We start from the raw sequence: 16,989 nt of genomic DNA on the forward strand, positions 1-16,989 counted from the left end.
TGTTTCTATTCATCCAATATGTTTTTCATTTTTTCATATTTAGCACTATCCTTTTGAAACATACTTTCTTTCAATCCCTTATCTATTTGTATCCATTCAGTCGTAACTGAATATTGAATCAAGCCTTCTTGAAAACTAAGAAATTTCAACATAACCCCTGTATTTTTCTCCACAACCATTTCGAATTTCCCTCTTAAATCTTCAGAGGTGCTAACAGGCATCTCTATGTTTATAACTCCTTCAATTTTGTAACAATCTAATCCAAGATATTTCGTTTCTTTATAATTCCAATCTTTATATCGAATTAATAAATCTGCGAATTCTGATTGAATACTATATTTAGCTAGCCCTACATATTCATCATCATATCTCTTTTTCTCATCTGATTTTCTCACTAACCTTTCCGTAGGATTTAATTTTAATAGTTCATTGTTTCTTTCTTTCGGGTTCCATTTTTTCTCTTTATAAGTATACTTCTCATCATCAAATTCTTTTTTCTTCCCCTCGTTATATATAATTGTTCGTTTTTTGGCTAGTTTATCTTCTTTCGAAGAGATACCTCTTTGTTTCTCCGTATCAATCGCATACTTATATGTTGTAGCAATTCTTGATGAGCTAGAATATTCCTCAAATTGTCCTGAAATATTTTTAAAATAATCAATAGAATCTAGCATTTTTTGATGAATCTTTTCTTTATCTGGATAATGTACATTCGATTTTATTTCTTCTTCATTTTCATAATCAGAAAACGCTTTTTTCTTTACATATTCAAATACTCCACCATTTTGCGCAAAACTTTGTATAGAAAACTCAGACATAGATACCACTGAAAGTATACAAACCGCTGTACTAATTATCATCATATGAATTTTGTAACTCTTCTTTTTTACCTTAAGATTATGTAGCTTGCTATTAATCTTTTCATTTAACTCTGGAGGTACTATAACATTTTCATCTTTTATTCTCTTTTTTAATTTCTCATCAAATAATTTTTCATTATCCATCCTTTACACCCCCTATTCCATCTTTAATCGTTTTTGTAGTTGTTCCCTCGCACGTGATAATCTTGATTTCACTGTTCCTTCCGGTATTTCTAACAGCTTTGCTATACTCTCTTGATGCATGTCTTCATAGTAATAAAGCACCGTAACAGCTCTTAATTCTTCATGTAACGATTGAATCGCATTACACAAATCTATATCTTCATACTGATCACAAACACTCATATTGTAATCATTCTCTTCTGTCACAATTACATTTTTATACGCTCTAATAATATTGTTACACTCATTTATTAGTATTCGAATTAACCAAGTTTGAAAAAATTCTTCTTTTTTTAATTTTTTTATATTTTCATAGGCTTTTAAAATTGTTGTCTGTATCGCATCCTCTATATTTGTCTCATCACGTAACATCGCCTTTGCTATTCGATACATCTTCGCTTTTTCTGTATGTATAAGCGCTATAAAGGCTTCATGATCACCTTTTTTCGCTAAAGAAACATCCGTTTCTTCTTTTACAATCATTTTATATAAAGGGATTACTTTCACAATTGCTCCTCCTGTTTCATCCTCACTTCATCACTTCCAATTTAACTTTACATGTATTAGACGTATGAACCTAGAAAAAGGTTCATTTTTTTGAATATTCCTGTAATTAAAAAGATAAATATCCTTTATAAGTGTTATGTGATAAACATACTAGTTTAAATTTACAAATAAAAAAAGCCCACTTTCTCAGTGGACTTTCTACTCTATAACGGTAAATCCCTCTTCCTAAATACTACAATCGTTACGATAAAAATACAAAGCGCTACAGTAGTTAAACCTATACTTATCGGCCATATATTATATGATCCTTCAGCAATTTCTTTCGGACGAAACAGCGTAAATAATGATAGGTTTTTCATCCATTCTAACTTATCACTTAACTTCCCCACCATATCCAATACGAAAAATAAAATAGTTAAACTCGCTGAATAACTTAGTGCTTTTCTTTCGTCATTACATATACAAGAAAAGAAAAATGAATACGCACTAACGACTAAAAATATGAGCCCTCCGACTACATTTATCTTCAAAAATAATTCTTTATTTAAGTTGTTATCTTGTAAAAACCATTCTGCACCTACTAACCCAGCTACATACGTAACAGATACAATAATTAGAAGTCCCAATATGAGAACAGCAGCTTGTGTAATCGCAATTTGCACTCTAGATACAGGTGTTGCTAGCAAGTATGCCATTGCTCCTTTATCTACATGACGAGCAATTAAATGTGTCGCAACTGTTACGCAAAAAATTGTTAAAATGATAATAAACAATAGACTATAGTATTCGCCCGCTAGAAAATCCATTACGTTTTGAATCGGACTTTCCATACCAACGATTTTTTTCACACTATCAGGCATGGCAGCTATTAATTCATTTAGCCCTTTCGCTGATACCATTGACGGGAATATCCAAATTAATAACCACAGATATAAAGCTGCACCAGACGCATAACTCAAAATACTTTTTTGTGTTTCTTTCAAACTAGCTAAAAATAATTGCTTATTCATGCGTTACCCCTTCTTTCTTATCGTAATAATGCATAAATAAATGTTCTAAATCCATCGCTCTCGTTTGAAGTGCCGTTACATTATAGTTTGAAAGTGTTTGTAAAACAGTTTGATAGTTTCCTTGTACAATGATAGATGCCTCTCTACCTTTTACCGCTTCAAATTGCAAATTACACTTTGTAAGGGACTCAATCTCTTCTTGTGATGATACTGTTACATCTATCACCTGTCTTCTCATACTTTGTAAATCGTGAATATTTTCAACCGTTACGAGTCGACCATCTTTAATAATAGCTACTCTATCACAAGTTCTCTCAATTTCAGTAAAAATATGTGATGACATTAGGATTGTTTTTCCTCTTTGCTTTTCCTCTAATATTAAATCTATAAACACTTGTTGCATAAGTGGATCAAGTCCAGATGTTGGTTCATCTAAAATTAACACCTCTGGATCATGCATAAATGCAGCGACTATCCCTACTTTTTGCTTCATTCCTTTAGACATTTTGCGAATCGGTGTTTTCACATCAAATTGCAGACGCTCTATCAGTTCATCTCGTCTTTTCGTATCCTTTAATCCACGCATTCCCTGCATTAATTTTAAAAACTCTAATCCATTCATTCCTTCAATAAAAGAAATTTCACCTGGCAAGTAACCAACTTCCCTTTGAATTTTCGCTGCTTCATTCCAACAATCTAATCCAAAAATTGTCGCTTTACCAGCTGTCGGTTTTATAAATCCCATTAAATTACGAATCGTCGTTGATTTTCCGGCACCATTCGGTCCTAAATAACCAAATACTTCTCCCTCTTTTACATCAAATGTAATATGAAACAAACCTTTTCCATTCGAAAACTGTTTTGTGACATCTTGAACTGAAATCATAATTCCACCTCATTTTTTGAAATATTGAATATGTGATATTTCAAAATTATTGTACTCCTCATCTTCCATATTCGCAACAATTTTTTGAAATATTTATTAGTCCATATTTCAAAATTATTGTTTTCCATTATTTTTTCTTGTATATTTTAAGTGAGGTGATTGCATTGAACGGCTTTGAAAGAGTAAAAGAAAAGAAAAAGCGTGCCATTAAAGAAGCAGCATTCGTATTATTTTCAGAACGTGGATTTAATGAAGTGAAAATAGAACATATCGCAAAAGAAGCAAACGTTTCTCAAGTTACAATTTATAATCATTTCGGAAGTAAAGATGCGTTATTTAGGGAGCTTATACAAGAATTTATCATATCTGAATTTCAATATTATAAAGAGCTTGCAGAAGAAAAATTACCTTTTCATGATATGATGCAAAAAATGATTGTAAGAAAAATGAATACTGGCGGATTATTTCAACCTGATATGTTACTACAAATGATGCAAAGGGACGAAGAACTCCGTAAGTTTATTTATAGTTATCAAAATGAAAAAATCCTACCCTGGTATTTAGAAATATTAGAACGAGCTCAGCGCAAAAACGAAATTAATCCACACCTTACTAAAGAAATGATGTTACTTTACATTCAAATGTTTACTAAATTAGGTGATGATTTTGGGGCACAACTTCTTGAAGGAAATCGGGAAAAACATATACAAGATATCGTCACGATGTTCTTTTATGGACTGTCCGTCCCAGAAAAATAATTGTTTCTAAAAAACAAATACAATCACCAAAAAGCCCTTTGGATATTTAAATCTCAAGGGCTTTTTCATATCAAATAAATAGCTAAAACTAACTTTATCTTAAAGAAGTTAAATGCCGCTTTATAGATAACACCTTATTATAGATTAACTCTTTTAGCATAACAGGCTGAATTGAAATAATCGTTTCACCGAAATTCATAAAATAACTTGAAATAAAATCAAATTCTTGCTTGTTAAAATAGCCTGTTATAATGTAATTTTCATTTTCCTTTTGCATCCTCATGGAAGGATAATTCTCTTTATCAAAAATGTCCTTTCCTTTTTGATTAACAATGACGCTAAAATCAATTGCATCAGACTTTCTGTGAAAGGTAGTAAGATAACTTAATAATTCTTCAAGATTTTTCGGATTAATATTGCTCGTTTCCACAATAGAAAGAATTTTATCACATCTAATTATTTGAACATGATTTGTCTCAAAATCAAAGATTTTAGCATACCACTGGCCAAATTTAGATTCTACTCGAATAAATTGGGCAACCAATGCTTGCTCCTCATCTTTTTTTAAATATGTTAAATGATAAACTCGCTCAGCAAAAATTCCCTGTAAAATTTCTTTTAAGAACGGACTAAAATTACTATGATTTGTTACTTCAAAGGAAAGCGTTCGTTCCATAATTGAAATATTTTTACTCACATTATCAGGTAATACATGTTTAAATTTATTTTCAAGCGCAATACTTTCTACATTAAATGGTTTTGTCTTGTATCCATTTAGCGTAAGAATTGAAAAGTATAACGCATACATTTCATCCACACTAAAATAAATTGGCGATAACACACTATTTTCTATAATTTTATAACTTCCATTTCTACCTAATTCAGAATATATGGGTACACCTATTTCTTCCAATGATTGAATATCTCGCAACGCAGTACTTTTAGAAATATCATATCTAGCCATTAAATCTTTTAAATTAAAATATCCTTTATTATTTAAGAAAATAAGCATGTCATTTATTCGTTCAGTTTTTTTCATATTTCCCTCCCAAAAAGGTATCATGTATTGAAACCTTTTTAATCTATATTATAATTATCAACTAATAAAGGAGTTATATATTTATGACATTAGAGATAGCTATTTTTCTTTCAATGAACGGGCAAGCAAAGGAGGCGATTAACTTTTATACACGTAATTTAGAAGCCAAAAAATTAATGATTGTTACGTATGAAGAACTGGCGAAAAGAGATAGTTCTTTTAAAATTACAAGTGAAAATAAAGATCATATTGCTCACTCTGTTTTACAAATTGGGAATACAAAGCTAATGATAGCAGAAGATACAATGAAGCATAATGAACGTTATAACGTTGGAAATAACATGTCACTTTGCATTCAAAGCGCTAATTTAGAGGAAATACAACGGTTTTATAATAATTTAATTTCCGATAAGCATGTGAAAATAATCTCTCCGCTAGAAAAAAATATATTTAGTGAAGCATATAGTATTATTGAAGATCCTTATGGCATACAAATCCAATTAATGTATGATAAACGACTAAACTAATTAATTAATCATATTCACATATTCCTAATAAAAAAGACACGAAATTCGTGTCTTTTTATTTTATAGAAATGACTCTACCCTTTTCACTGCTTTCAATCGCTAATTGAATCAGTTTAATAACATCTAAACCTTCTTTTGCTGTTACAGGTAGTTCCTCACCATTTAATATACTATCTCGTACACCTTTATAATAATTGTCATAACAACCGACTTCTGTTGGAATACGCTCTAAGCTTTCTTCTGTTTCTAAAGTAGCAAAATTCTCTTCATCGTCTACTCCATAACCGTTATCACCTGGCTTCATTCCATTTTTTAATTGCTCTTCCTGCGAATCCATACCGTACTTCACGATAGAACCTTTCTCTCCATGCACTATAAAATGTGGTCCAGCTTTTTTCACATAACTGCTACTACGTAAAATGACACGTTTAACTCCGTAATGAAGTACTATGTGGAAATAATCATCCACCTCTGCACCTGGTCGTTGTTTTATTACATCTGCACTTATCGCATCTGGTTTCCCGAATATTGATAACGCTTGGTCAATTAAATGCGATCCTAAATCGTATAATATACCGGAGCCTGGTAGATTTTTTTCTCTCCATCGATCACGTACATGTGGACGGAAACGATCAAAATTCGATTCATATGCGTATACATTCCCTACTCTGTTTTCTCCTAACAATTTCTTAATTGTTAAGAAATCATTATCAAAACGACGATTATGATATACGCTTAACATTACATTATGCTGCTCTGCTAATGAAATAAGCTCTTCCCCTTCTTCAATTGAGACAACAAATGGTTTTTCTACAACAACATGCTTACCTTTTAAAATTGCTTCTTTTACATATGGAAAATGAGTTGTATTAGGTGATGTAATAACAACTAAGTCAACATCAGCTCGCTTCACCAATTCATCAATTGTACTAACAACATTAGCGTTTGGTAATGTTTCTTTTACTACCTCTTCTTTTGAGGATAATACAGCACGAATATCATATTCTTCTATTGTTTGTAATAGTGGGATATGAAATGTCGTACTAGAAAAACCAAATCCTACAATCCCTACACCTATTTTTTTCATGTTGCCCCTCCATTTGTCCCGCTTTAACGGGCAGTAAGATTCCTAACTCAAAATTCAGTGAAAGCTAAGGCATTAGGTGAGGAATCAACTGCTTGTTAAAGCCCGATTGGTTCAACTAATAATCAGTGAGGATGAAGAAACTCCCCATTGATTAAAGTTTCACTTTATGAGAACGATTTCATTTAGTTATTATAACAAGATTATTATTATTTACATAATAAATTGCCTAGAAAAAAGCATCTTGCTACTATTCATAGCAAGATGCCCTCTTTATTCTGGTCTTTTCTTCGTCCACGTTTCTACTACTTCACCAGTATCATTAACATCTAGCACAAGGCTACCATTACTATACCGGTCTTTATTTCGATACGCTTTCGGATCAATTTCTTCTACAATGTTTTTCTCTGTCTTCATGTAAACTAATTCATCGTCCCGAACGATTTCAATACCGACAATGCGGTACGGATTACGTTTTAATTCTTTGAAAATAACAAGACCTCGCTTCGCCCTCGTTGATTTCTCAATTTCTGATGCTTTTAGGCGTTTTACAGCACCGCGCTGTGTTACAAGAATAAGTTGATCTTTGTCACCATTTAACGGTTTACCAGAAGCGACATAGTCATCTTCTTTTAAATTAATTGCTTTCACTCCAGCAGCTCTTACACCGACTGGACTTACTTCCTCTTCATGGAAAATAAGTGCATATGCACCGTGTGTAGCAAGAACGATATCACTCGTTCCATCTGTCGCAAATATATCGACAACTTCATCATCTTTTTTCAAGTTTACAGCAACGAATGCTCTTGAATAACGCTGAACTTTATATTGATTTAATTCTGTTTTCTTTATCATACCATTTCTTGTTACAAATACGATAAATCGTTTTTCTTCCTCAAAGTTCGGTACAACCGTTGCCCAAATGATTGTTTCATCCCGGTCGAGTGAAACGATATTAGCAACGTGCTGACCTAAATCTTTCCAACGAATATCTGGCATTTCGTATACTGGCAGATATATATAGTTTCCTTTATTCGTAAATAAGAGGACTGTCTCTGTCGTATTCGTATCGAATCGTTCAAGTAAGATGTCACCCTCTTTCATACCGAAGTCTTTGCCGTTTGAGGCATTATGTGAGCGCCATCCAGTACGTTTCACATATCCTTCTTTCGTTACAGTAACGATGACATCTTCTTGTGGGATCATCACTTCTACATCGATTTTAATTTCCTCGATTTGATCTTCAATAATAGCGCGTCGATCATCACTATACGTTTTCTTAACTCTCTTTAAATCAGTTTTAATTACTTGAAGCAATCTTTTTTCACTTTGTAAAATTGCCTGTAGCTCAATAATTTTCTTATTAAGCTCATCTGCTTCTTCTTGTAACGCCGTAATGTCTGTATTCGTTAAGCGATATAATTGCAAGGAAACAATTGCTTCTGCCTGTGCTTCTGTAAAGCCAAATTTTGCACTTAAATTATCTTTCGCGTTACGTTTATCTTTTGAAGCTCGAATTGTCTCAATTACTTGGTCTAAAATCGATAATGCTTTCTTTAAACCTTCTACAATATGTTGACGATTTTCTGCTTTTCTTAATTCATATTGCGAACGTCTCGTAATAACCTCTTTTTGATGTCCAATATAAGCATCTAAAATTTTCGGTAATGTCATAAGTGTTGGACGACGATTATTGATCGCTACCATATTAAAGTTATATGGAATTTGCAAATCTGTATTTTTATATAAATAATTTAAAATACCTTCGGCGTTTGCTTCTTTCTTTAATTCAACAACAATTCGTAAACCAGTACGATCTGTCTCATCACGCACTTCAGCAATACCATCTAACTTTTTATCTAGACGTAATTCATCCATTTTCTTTACAAGGTTTGCCTTATTCACTTCGTAAGGAATTTCAGTGATTACAATTTGTTGTTTCCCACCGCGCACTGTTTCAACTTCTGCTTTTCCGCGAATAATAATTTTACCTTTGCCTGTTTCATACGCCTTTTTAATACCATCAATCCCCTGAATAATACCGCCTGTTGGGAAATCTGGTCCTTTCATAACTGTTAATAAATCATCAACAGTACTATTTGGCTTATCAATACGCATCATTGTAGCATCAATAACTTCTCCAAGATGATGCGGAGGAATTTCTGTTGCATAACCAGCGGAAATCCCTGTAGATCCGTTCACTAATAAATTCGGGAACGCTGCTGGTAATACAACCGGTTCTTCACTCGTATCATCAAAGTTTGACACGAATTCAACTGTTTCTTTATCAAGATCACGTAATAATTCAGAGGCGATTGGTGATAAACGAGCTTCCGTATAACGCATCGCTGCCGCTGGGTCCCCATCAACACTACCGTTATTACCATGCATTTCAACTAAAACATTACGTACTTTCCAAGTTTGGCTTAAGCGTACCATTGCTTCATATACAGAGGAATCTCCATGTGGATGATAATTACCGATAACATTACCTACTGTTTTAGCTGATTTACGAAACGCTTTATCATGTACATTACCTTCTACATACATAGAATATAAAATACGTCTTTGTACTGGCTTTAAGCCATCACGTGCATCTGGAAGTGCACGATCTTGAATAATATATTTACTATAACGTGCAAAGCGATCACCTAACACGTCTTCAAGCGGGAGGTCATGAAACTTCTCTGCTTGCATGTTATTCCACCTCCGTCTCCATAATCATTTCATTTTCTAAAATATTTCCTTCTTCTTGCATACCAAACTGTACATTACGTTCAATCCATTTACGGCGCGGTTCTACTTTATCGCCCATTAACGTTGTAACGCGGCGCTCTGCCCTAGCTGCATCATCAATTTTTACGCGAATTAATGTACGCGTTTCAGGATTCATTGTTGTTTCCCATAATTGATCCGCATTCATTTCACCAAGTCCTTTATAACGTTGTAACATATAGCCTTTTCCAACTTTTTTCGTTACACCGTCTAATTCCTCATCTGACCAAGCGTATTCAATTACCTCACTCTTACCTTTTCCTTTACTTACTTTGTATAAAGGAGGAAGTGCGATAAATACTTTACCAGCTTCGATAAGTGGCTTCATATATCTGTAGAAGAACGTTAATAACAATACTTGAATATGAGCCCCATCGGTATCGGCATCGGTCATAATTACAACTTTATCGTAGTTAATATCTTCAACATCAAATTCATTTCCTACACCGCCGCCAATCGCATAAATGATTGTATTAATCTCTTCATTTTTAAAGATATCAGCAAGCTTTGCTTTTTCTGTATTAATTACTTTACCACGTAACGGTAATACGGCCTGGAAACGTCTGTCTCGTCCTTGTTTCGCAGAACCACCGGCAGAGTCACCCTCTACTAGGTATAGTTCATTTTTTTGCGGGTTACGTGATTGTGCAGGTGTTAATTTCCCGCTTAACGTACCTTCTGATTTTTTCTTTTTCTTACCACTACGCGCTTCCTCTCTTGCTTTACGGGCTGCTTCACGGGCTTGTGCTGCTTTAATTGCTTTTCTCACAAGAAGTGTAGCTACATCAGGATTTTCTTCTAAAAAGTATGCTAAATGCTCAGATACAATGGCATCAATTGAAGAACGCGCTTCACTTGTACCTAGTTTCCCCTTCGTTTGCCCTTCAAACTGAAGCACTTCTTCTGGTACACGTACCGAAACGATAGCCGCTACACCTTCACGAATATCTGTACCTTCTAAGTTTTTATCTTTTTCTTTTAATAGTGCTACTTTACGAGCATACTCGTTAAACACACGCGTCATCGCTGTTTTAAATCCAGCTTCATGTGTTCCACCATCTTTTGTACGTACATTATTTACAAACGAAAGAATATTTTCTGAGTAGCCATCGTTAAATTGAAATGCTAGTTCTGCTTCAATCCCATTTTGTTCACCAGTGAAATATACAACTGGGTGAATTGAATCTTTTTCTTCGTTTAAATAGGAAACGAAAGCTTCAATTCCTGTTTCATAATGAAAGACATCTTCTAAATCATTTCGTTCATCTTTTATTGAGATTTTCATCCCTTTTAATAAGAATGCAGATTCGCGTAATCTCTCACATAATGTTTCATAGTTATAATTTGTAGTGCTGAAGATCGTTGTATCTGGTTTGAAATGCATTGTTGTACCAGATTCTTTCGTCTTTCCGATTTTCTCAAGCGTCGTTACAGGAATACCACCATTTTCAAAGCGTTGTTCATAAATATTTCCGTCACGCTTAATCGTTACGACTAACCATTCAGACAAGGCGTTTACAACTGATGCCCCAACACCGTGTAAACCACCACTCGTTTTGTAACCACCTTGACCAAACTTACCACCGGCATGAAGTACAGTTAAAATAACTTCAGGTGTAGGTTTCCCAAGTTTATGCATTCCCGTAGGCATTCCTCGCCCTTTATCTATAACGCTAATACTATTATCTTTATGTATTACGACTGAAATTTCGTCGCCAAATCCCGCTAACGCTTCGTCAACGGAGTTATCTACTATTTCATATACTAAATGATGCAATCCACGGCTGTCCGTGCTCCCGATATACATACCCGGGCGTTTTCGAACGGCTTCAAGTCCTTCTAACACTTGAATCGCATCTTCATTATATTGGAACTGATGCTTCGCCAAACTCCTTGCCCCTTTCCTAATCCAAAATCAGAACATATGTTTCTATTATAGAATAACGCCTCGACTATCGTTTTGGCAAGTTATCTTATCTCTTTTATATACCATTTTCAATAGAAAAATCCTTGTTTTCTCACAAGGATTCCTCTAGGCTACTATTTCAGAAAAATAATCGTTTGTCAACGAGAAATGGATATGTATTCCAAGATTACACATTCCAAACCTTTATTATGATCCAAATGATCAAGATCCAAAACGGGATTACAAGTAACAATCCCCAAAAACAGCCTTTAAAAAATCTCATGATGAACACCTCGTTCATCGGCCCTACTTATCTATAATGAGGGCTGAATCAATCTTTCTACCTTTAAATCTATACTATTTTGTCATCGCATGTTCTACTTTAATACAACGATCCATTATTACAGTATAGTCTTTTTCTTTTAAAAGTTTATATGTATCCTCATCTTGTACTCCTAATTGTGCCCAAAAAACATCTGCATCAATCTCTACACATTCTTTTGCAACATCCATTAAAAACTCTGAGCGACGAAATACATTTACAATGTCAACGTGTTCCTTAATATCCTTTAGTGAAGAAACTGCCTTTTCTCCGAGCACCTCATCTACTGTTGGATTAACTGGAATAATGCGGTATCCAGCATCTTGCATTGCTTTTGAAACCATATACGATGTACGTTCTGGCTTATCTGATAATCCAACAACCGCAATTGTTTTGCTTTTCTTTAACACTTCACCAATTTCCGTACGAGTTGGGTTTTCAATTGTCATAATTAATCCCTCCTATTCCTTTAGTATAGCCGATAAAGAAAGTCTCTTTCAATATGAAAGAGACTTTCTTTTATTTCGATTATTGATTCTTTGTAGCTGAATTATCTGCTAAAGTAGCCGATTTCGTCATTTTTTGACCGTTACGGTAGAATGTAACTTCTACTTTCTCGCCTACTTTTTTCTTTTCATATAAATATTTACGGAATTGAAGAGCATTCTCTACTTTTTGATTATCTAATGCTACTACAATATCATATTGCTCTAAACCAGCTTTTTCAGCTGGTGATATTGGGTAAATTTTACCTAATACAACGCCGTTTGTTACTTCTTTCGGTACTTTCAATTGATTGACTGCATAAGCTTGCACATCTTCTAGTGAAACAACACCTACTCCAAGAGCTGGACGTTTTACTACTCCATCTTTTTCAAGAGATTCAATAACTGGTTTTGCGATGTTAATTGGAATAGCAAATCCAATTCCTTCAACTTCTTGTTGTGCAATTTTACTTGAATTAATCCCAATTATTTCACCATTTTGGTTAAATAATGCACCACCACTATTACCTGGATTAATCGCTGCATCCGTTTGAATAACTTGTGCTTGCCAATCTGGTCGTTTATCCCCATCAATATCAACCGGAATTTCACGTTCTTTACTACTGATTATACCTTCCGTTACACTTCCATCAAATCCAAGTGGATTACCGATTGCAATGGCTTTTTCACCCGCACGAAGTTTACTTGAATCACCTAAAGTGGCAACTTTATTTACATTAGATCCATCAATTTCAACAACCGCTAAGTCTAACCAAGGGTCCTTACCAACTAATTTCGCATCAACTTGCTTTCCGTCGCTCAGCTTCACAGCAAGTTTATTTGCTCCATCTACTACGTGGTTGTTTGTTACAATATATGCTTTATTTCCTGCTTTTTTATAAATAACACCTGATCCTGAACCGGCTTGTTGTTCTTGACCTGTCGGTTGCATTGCAAATGGATCAACACTTTGTTGCATATTAATAACACCTACAACAACATCTTTCGCCCCTTCAATCATACCAGGTAAATCAGTTTCATTTTTCGCTTTATTTACAACAGGAACTACAGTACCTTCTACTTTTGAATCCGAACTAAATGATGATACTGGCGCTCCATTATTTTGAGCCCATGGCATATATGGTGCTGCAAAACTAATCGAAACCGCTCCGACTACAGCTCCCACTAAACCTGTGAAGAAATAGCCTTTTTTACTACCTGATTTTCTCACTTCTCTCGTTTCACTATGCTCTTCATTTAAATTTGGTCCGTCGTAATATCCCATGTTTTATTTCCCCTCTCTGGTGAATTCGTATTTTCAGTATAGTCACGTTTTGTGTCCTTCTTGTGAACTCATCGTGAAATCCAATTAAAAAAATACACTTATCTAACATTGTAGACAAAAAAAGTATTTTTTGTACATTTTACCTTCAAAAGAGAGTATAAAATTACCATTTCCCTAGGCTAAATTACACAAATCGTTCTAGATTATTCTTCAAATTTATAACCAACTCGAATAACAGTACCGATATGCTTCGCTTTATCTCCTAGCTTATTTCGAAGTTTTTTAATATGGGTATCAACCGTTCGGTCATCACCGTAATAGTCATATCCCCATAACTGGTCTAATAAATGTTGACGTGATAACACAATTCCTTTGTTCTCCATTAAATACACAAGAAGTTCAAATTCTTTATGTGTCAATATAATTTCTTCTCCATCTACTAAAACAGTTCTAGATAGACGATTCACTTCTATTCCAGCTAAAGACATAGCATTTTCTTCCGCTACTCCTACCGCACCATCCGCACGTTTCAATAACGTCTTTGCACGAGCTACTAATACTTTCGGGCTAAATGGTTTCGTTACATACTCGTCTGCACCTAATTCGAAACCTAGCAATGTATCATCCTCATCCGAACGTGCTGTCAACATAATAATTGGTACTGCTGATTCTTTTCTAATTCTTCTACAAACAGACCATCCATCTATTTCCGGTAACATAATATCTAACATAATTAAATCAATTTCATGCTCTGCAAATAACTCTAGCGCTTTTTTTCCATCTTCTGCTTCGATTACTTCAAAGCCTTCATTACGAAAATAATCACTAACAATTTCACGTAATCTTCTTTCATCTTCAACAAGCAATACCGTTTTGTTCATATAATCTATCCCGCCTTTTTACTCTTTCAATCGAATAATACGTTGATTGGAGCTTCCGCGAAATGGAAGTGTTAAATCTTTTTCCTCAATTTCAAACCTTCCATCGACTAAAACATCCCCATAATGTAACAACTCTATCATATCATTATTTTGAGAACTCTGTATCTCTTCTAACGTATAACCTGTATACATCCATAGGTTTTTTTTCAAATCTTTCACGATTTTTGCTACCTTTTTCACTTCAGCAGCTTGAAAAAATGGATCTCCACCTGAAAATGTTACATCAGTTAATGGATTACTTGCAATCTCTTTCACAATTTCTTCTACTGTCATTTCCGTTCCGTTGCAAATATTCCACGATTTCGGATTATGGCAACCAACGCAACGATGCGGACAGCCCGCAAAAAACACGACTGTCCGCAATCCTTCTCCATCTACTACACTATCATGAATAATATTCATCACTTTCATTTATGTTTCACCCGATCTATCTCTTCACTACGTTTCGCACTATTCCACTTTGACATATCTCCTACAAGATAGCCTGTTATACGGCGAATTCTTTCTATATTAGCCTCATCTTCATTCCCGCAACTTGGACATTCATTCCCAATAACCCCGTGATAACTACAGCACTTACAACGGTCAACAGGATGATTAATTGAACCGTATCCAACGCCATGTTCTGCCATGGCTTGTACAATTTGTTTTAATGCCTTTTTGTTATGCATTGCTGCTCCGTCTAGTTCAATATAAGTAATGTGTCCTCCATTACAGAGAGCATGGAACGGGCCTTCTAAACGGATTTTATTTATCGCTTGAATGTTATAATAAACTGGAATATGGAATGAATTCGTATAGTAATTATGGTTCGTTATGCCGCCAATCACGCCAAATTCTTCTCTATCTTTTTTCACAAACTTCCCTGATAATCCTTCTGCTGGAGTTGCAATTACTGAGAAATTCAGTTGATGTTCTTCTGTCGCTTTATCCATTCTATCTCTCATAAAGGAAATAATTTCATACCCAAGTTTCCATGATTCTTCATCTTCCCCATGATGCTTTCCTGTTAAAGCTACTAAACATTCCGCAAGACCGATAAAACCAATACTTAACGTCCCTTGTTTTAAAATCGAGGCTACGGAGTCTTCAGGCTGCAACGTTTCTCCACCACGCCATACACCTTGTGAATATAAAAACTGAAAATCTCTTGCTCGCTTCGTACATTGATACGCATATCTTTCTAATAGCTGCTTAATTCCTAAATCTAAATAATAGTTTAGCGCTTCAAAAAACGCTTCTTTTGAACCACTAATTAACGCTAATTTCACTAAATTAATAGACGTAAATGATAAATTCCCTCTACCAATCGCTGTTTCTTCTCCATGTATATTAGACATAACACGGGTACGACATCCCATGTAACATACTTCACTTTCTGGTCTTCCATCATAATGCACTGCATTAAACGGAGCATCTAAAAATGAAAAGTTAGGGAATAATCGCTCTGCGGTTGTCTCTAATGCTAATTCAAATAAATCGTAGTTCGGATCACTTTCTTCAAAATTCACACCTTTTTTCATCTTGAAAATTTGAATCGGAAAAATCGGTGTCTCTCCTTTACCAAGTCCAGCTTGTGTCGCTTTTAAAAGTTGTTTAATTAACATTCTTCCTTCTTTTGATGTATCTGTTCCATAATTAATAGAAATAAACGGTACTTGTCCTCCGCCCCTACTATGCATACTATTCGAATTATGAACGAAAGCCTCACACGCTTGATACGTATCATTTTCCGTTTCTTTCCATGCAAATTCTTCTATTTGTTCTTTCGTAAGCGGATATGATTGTAATCGTTTTTTATGTCTCTCAATTGTTTTTCGTACATAAGGTGCTAAATCAATATCAAAGAGTGCAAACGATTGACCACCATGCTGCATATTTTGATTCGCTTGAAAAATAATAGACGAAAGAGCCAATGCACTTTTAATGTCTTGCGGTTGTCTCATATGTCCATGTCCAGTATGAAAACCGTTAGCAAGCATTTGCGCTAACGGAATTTGTGAACAAGTCGTCGTTCCTGTTGCATAAAAATCTAAATCATGTGGATATAATATATTTTCATTTATCGCTTTTTTCACTTGATCTGACAATAAATTCTCAACAGCATAATATTTTGCACTCTCAGATGCGAACGTTCCCATTACGCCCATTGGAGAGCGGCCGTCTACATTTGCATTTTCTTGCATCAAATCTTGTTCATTGCCGTGGACTATTGTCTCAAACACTTTCATTAATTCTTCTTCTCCACGTGTATTATTTTGTAACATTTATAACCCTCCACCAATATGTTGTTATCTTTTGATTAAAATGTTACTACATATAGTCTTACTGTTTCTGTGAGAAATGTAACATTACTGTGAAATTTTTTTCACGAAATAATGAATTTTTCATTTACAAAAAAGAAATGTGCTCTTTACAAAT

The 16,989-nt window shown here is 34.4% G+C and carries 15 protein-coding genes; 2 read left to right on the forward strand and 13 right to left on the reverse strand.

The features are described from left to right. Window positions 1-5 precede the first annotated feature (5 nt). From ACTFO4_RS20240 to ACTFO4_RS20255, 4 genes are all read right to left on the reverse strand, one after another. Window positions 6-1,004, reverse strand: coding sequence for a hypothetical protein (locus ACTFO4_RS20240; protein ID WP_017673162.1), 999 nt, complete (start codon window positions 1,002-1,004; stop codon window positions 6-8). 12 nt (window positions 1,005-1,016) lie between these two features. Beyond that, window positions 1,017-1,550, reverse strand: a complete 534-nt coding sequence (locus ACTFO4_RS20245; protein WP_061457581.1) for a sigma-70 family RNA polymerase sigma factor — start codon at window positions 1,548-1,550, stop codon at window positions 1,017-1,019. Between the two features lie 203 nt (window positions 1,551-1,753). Then, on the reverse strand, window positions 1,754-2,560 hold the full coding sequence (locus ACTFO4_RS20250) for an ABC transporter permease subunit (RefSeq protein ID WP_017673163.1): 807 nt from the start codon (window positions 2,558-2,560) through the stop codon (window positions 1,754-1,756). Further along, on the reverse strand, window positions 2,553-3,446 hold the full coding sequence (locus ACTFO4_RS20255; protein WP_000626569.1) for an ABC transporter ATP-binding protein: 894 nt from the start codon (window positions 3,444-3,446) through the stop codon (window positions 2,553-2,555). The genes ACTFO4_RS20250 and ACTFO4_RS20255 overlap by 8 nt, the downstream gene beginning before the upstream one ends. A gap of 155 nt (window positions 3,447-3,601) precedes the next feature. Between ACTFO4_RS20255 and ACTFO4_RS20260 the strand changes: the two genes are divergently transcribed. After that, window positions 3,602-4,204, forward strand: a complete 603-nt coding sequence (locus tag ACTFO4_RS20260) for a TetR/AcrR family transcriptional regulator (RefSeq protein WP_128809258.1) — start codon at window positions 3,602-3,604, stop codon at window positions 4,202-4,204. Window positions 4,205-4,298: 94 nt separating this feature from the next. Here ACTFO4_RS20260 and ACTFO4_RS20265 read toward each other — a convergent pair whose 3' ends face one another. Continuing rightward, entirely contained in the window at window positions 4,299-5,267 is a 969-nt protein-coding gene (locus ACTFO4_RS20265; protein ID WP_031312154.1) for a helix-turn-helix transcriptional regulator, read from the reverse strand. A gap of 59 nt (window positions 5,268-5,326) precedes the next feature. Between ACTFO4_RS20265 and ACTFO4_RS20270 the strand changes: the two genes are divergently transcribed. Further along, window positions 5,327-5,770 carry a VOC family protein gene (locus tag ACTFO4_RS20270; protein WP_017673166.1) on the forward strand — a complete coding sequence of 148 codons (444 nt, stop codon included), beginning with the start codon at window positions 5,327-5,329 and terminating at the stop codon, window positions 5,768-5,770. 55 nt (window positions 5,771-5,825) lie between these two features. On the opposite strand, the gene ACTFO4_RS20275 is transcribed toward ACTFO4_RS20270, so the two are convergent. The 8 genes from ACTFO4_RS20275 to ACTFO4_RS20310 all read right to left on the reverse strand — a co-directional run bounded on the left by ACTFO4_RS20275 (window position 5,826) and on the right by ACTFO4_RS20310 (window position 16,835). Further along, window positions 5,826-6,857, reverse strand: a complete 1,032-nt coding sequence (locus tag ACTFO4_RS20275) for an oxidoreductase (protein ID WP_017673167.1) — start codon at window positions 6,855-6,857, stop codon at window positions 5,826-5,828. Window positions 6,858-7,127: 270 nt separating this feature from the next. Next, window positions 7,128-9,551 (reverse strand): DNA topoisomerase IV subunit A, encoded by a 2,424-nt coding sequence (gene parC, locus ACTFO4_RS20280; RefSeq protein WP_001147464.1) that lies wholly within the window; start codon window positions 9,549-9,551, stop codon window positions 7,128-7,130. 1 nt (window position 9,552) lies between these two features. Next, window positions 9,553-11,517 carry a DNA topoisomerase IV subunit B gene (gene parE, locus ACTFO4_RS20285; protein WP_001062193.1) on the reverse strand — a complete coding sequence of 655 codons (1,965 nt, stop codon included), beginning with the start codon at window positions 11,515-11,517 and terminating at the stop codon, window positions 9,553-9,555. 375 nt (window positions 11,518-11,892) lie between these two features. Next, window positions 11,893-12,306: a CoA-binding protein gene (locus ACTFO4_RS20290; RefSeq protein WP_440014109.1), complete on the reverse strand. Its 414-nt coding sequence runs from the start codon at window positions 12,304-12,306 to the stop codon at window positions 11,893-11,895. A 79-nt stretch (window positions 12,307-12,385) separates the two neighbouring features. Continuing rightward, window positions 12,386-13,627, reverse strand: coding sequence for a S1C family serine protease (locus tag ACTFO4_RS20295; protein ID WP_000542646.1), 1,242 nt, complete (start codon window positions 13,625-13,627; stop codon window positions 12,386-12,388). A gap of 203 nt (window positions 13,628-13,830) precedes the next feature. Beyond that, a complete protein-coding gene (locus ACTFO4_RS20300) occupies window positions 13,831-14,508 on the reverse strand; it encodes a response regulator transcription factor (RefSeq protein ID WP_001044679.1) in 678 nt (225 codons plus the stop codon). A gap of 18 nt (window positions 14,509-14,526) precedes the next feature. Next, entirely contained in the window at window positions 14,527-14,979 is a 453-nt protein-coding gene (nrdG, locus tag ACTFO4_RS20305; protein WP_000867076.1) for an anaerobic ribonucleoside-triphosphate reductase activating protein, read from the reverse strand. Continuing rightward, window positions 14,976-16,835 (reverse strand): anaerobic ribonucleoside triphosphate reductase, encoded by a 1,860-nt coding sequence (locus tag ACTFO4_RS20310; protein ID WP_000940069.1) that lies wholly within the window; start codon window positions 16,833-16,835, stop codon window positions 14,976-14,978. The genes nrdG and ACTFO4_RS20310 overlap by 4 nt, the downstream gene beginning before the upstream one ends. Window positions 16,836-16,989: the final 154 nt, after the last annotated feature.

Source organism: Bacillus cereus group sp. MYBKT14-1 (assembly GCF_051915185.1).
GTDB lineage: Bacteria > Bacillota > Bacilli > Bacillales > Bacillaceae_G > Bacillus_A > Bacillus_A cereus.

Excerpts from the sequence above, each read along its gene's own strand:
- ACTFO4_RS20240 (WP_017673162.1), bottom strand. The coding sequence starts at position 1,004 with ATGGATAATGAAAAATTATTTGATGAGAAATTAAAAAAGAGAATAAAA.
- ACTFO4_RS20250 (WP_017673163.1), bottom strand. The coding sequence starts at position 2,560 with ATGAATAAGCAATTATTTTTAGCTAGTTTGAAAGAAACACAAAAAAGT.
- ACTFO4_RS20255 (WP_000626569.1), bottom strand. The coding sequence starts at position 3,446 with ATGATTTCAGTTCAAGATGTCACAAAACAGTTTTCGAATGGAAAAGGT.
- ACTFO4_RS20265 (WP_031312154.1), bottom strand. The coding sequence starts at position 5,267 with ATGATACCTTTTTGGGAGGGAAATATGAAAAAAACTGAACGAATAAAT.
- ACTFO4_RS20270 (WP_017673166.1), top strand. The coding sequence starts at position 5,327 with ATGACATTAGAGATAGCTATTTTTCTTTCAATGAACGGGCAAGCAAAG.
- ACTFO4_RS20275 (WP_017673167.1), bottom strand. The coding sequence starts at position 6,857 with ATGAAAAAAATAGGTGTAGGGATTGTAGGATTTGGTTTTTCTAGTACG.
- parC (WP_001147464.1), bottom strand. The coding sequence starts at position 9,551 with ATGCAAGCAGAGAAGTTTCATGACCTCCCGCTTGAAGACGTGTTAGGT.
- ACTFO4_RS20290 (WP_440014109.1), bottom strand. The coding sequence starts at position 12,306 with ATGACAATTGAAAACCCAACTCGTACGGAAATTGGTGAAGTGTTAAAG.
- ACTFO4_RS20295 (WP_000542646.1), bottom strand. The coding sequence starts at position 13,627 with ATGGGATATTACGACGGACCAAATTTAAATGAAGAGCATAGTGAAACG.
- ACTFO4_RS20300 (WP_001044679.1), bottom strand. The coding sequence starts at position 14,508 with ATGAACAAAACGGTATTGCTTGTTGAAGATGAAAGAAGATTACGTGAA.
- nrdG (WP_000867076.1), bottom strand. The coding sequence starts at position 14,979 with ATGAAAGTGATGAATATTATTCATGATAGTGTAGTAGATGGAGAAGGA.
- ACTFO4_RS20310 (WP_000940069.1), bottom strand. The coding sequence starts at position 16,835 with ATGTTACAAAATAATACACGTGGAGAAGAAGAATTAATGAAAGTGTTT.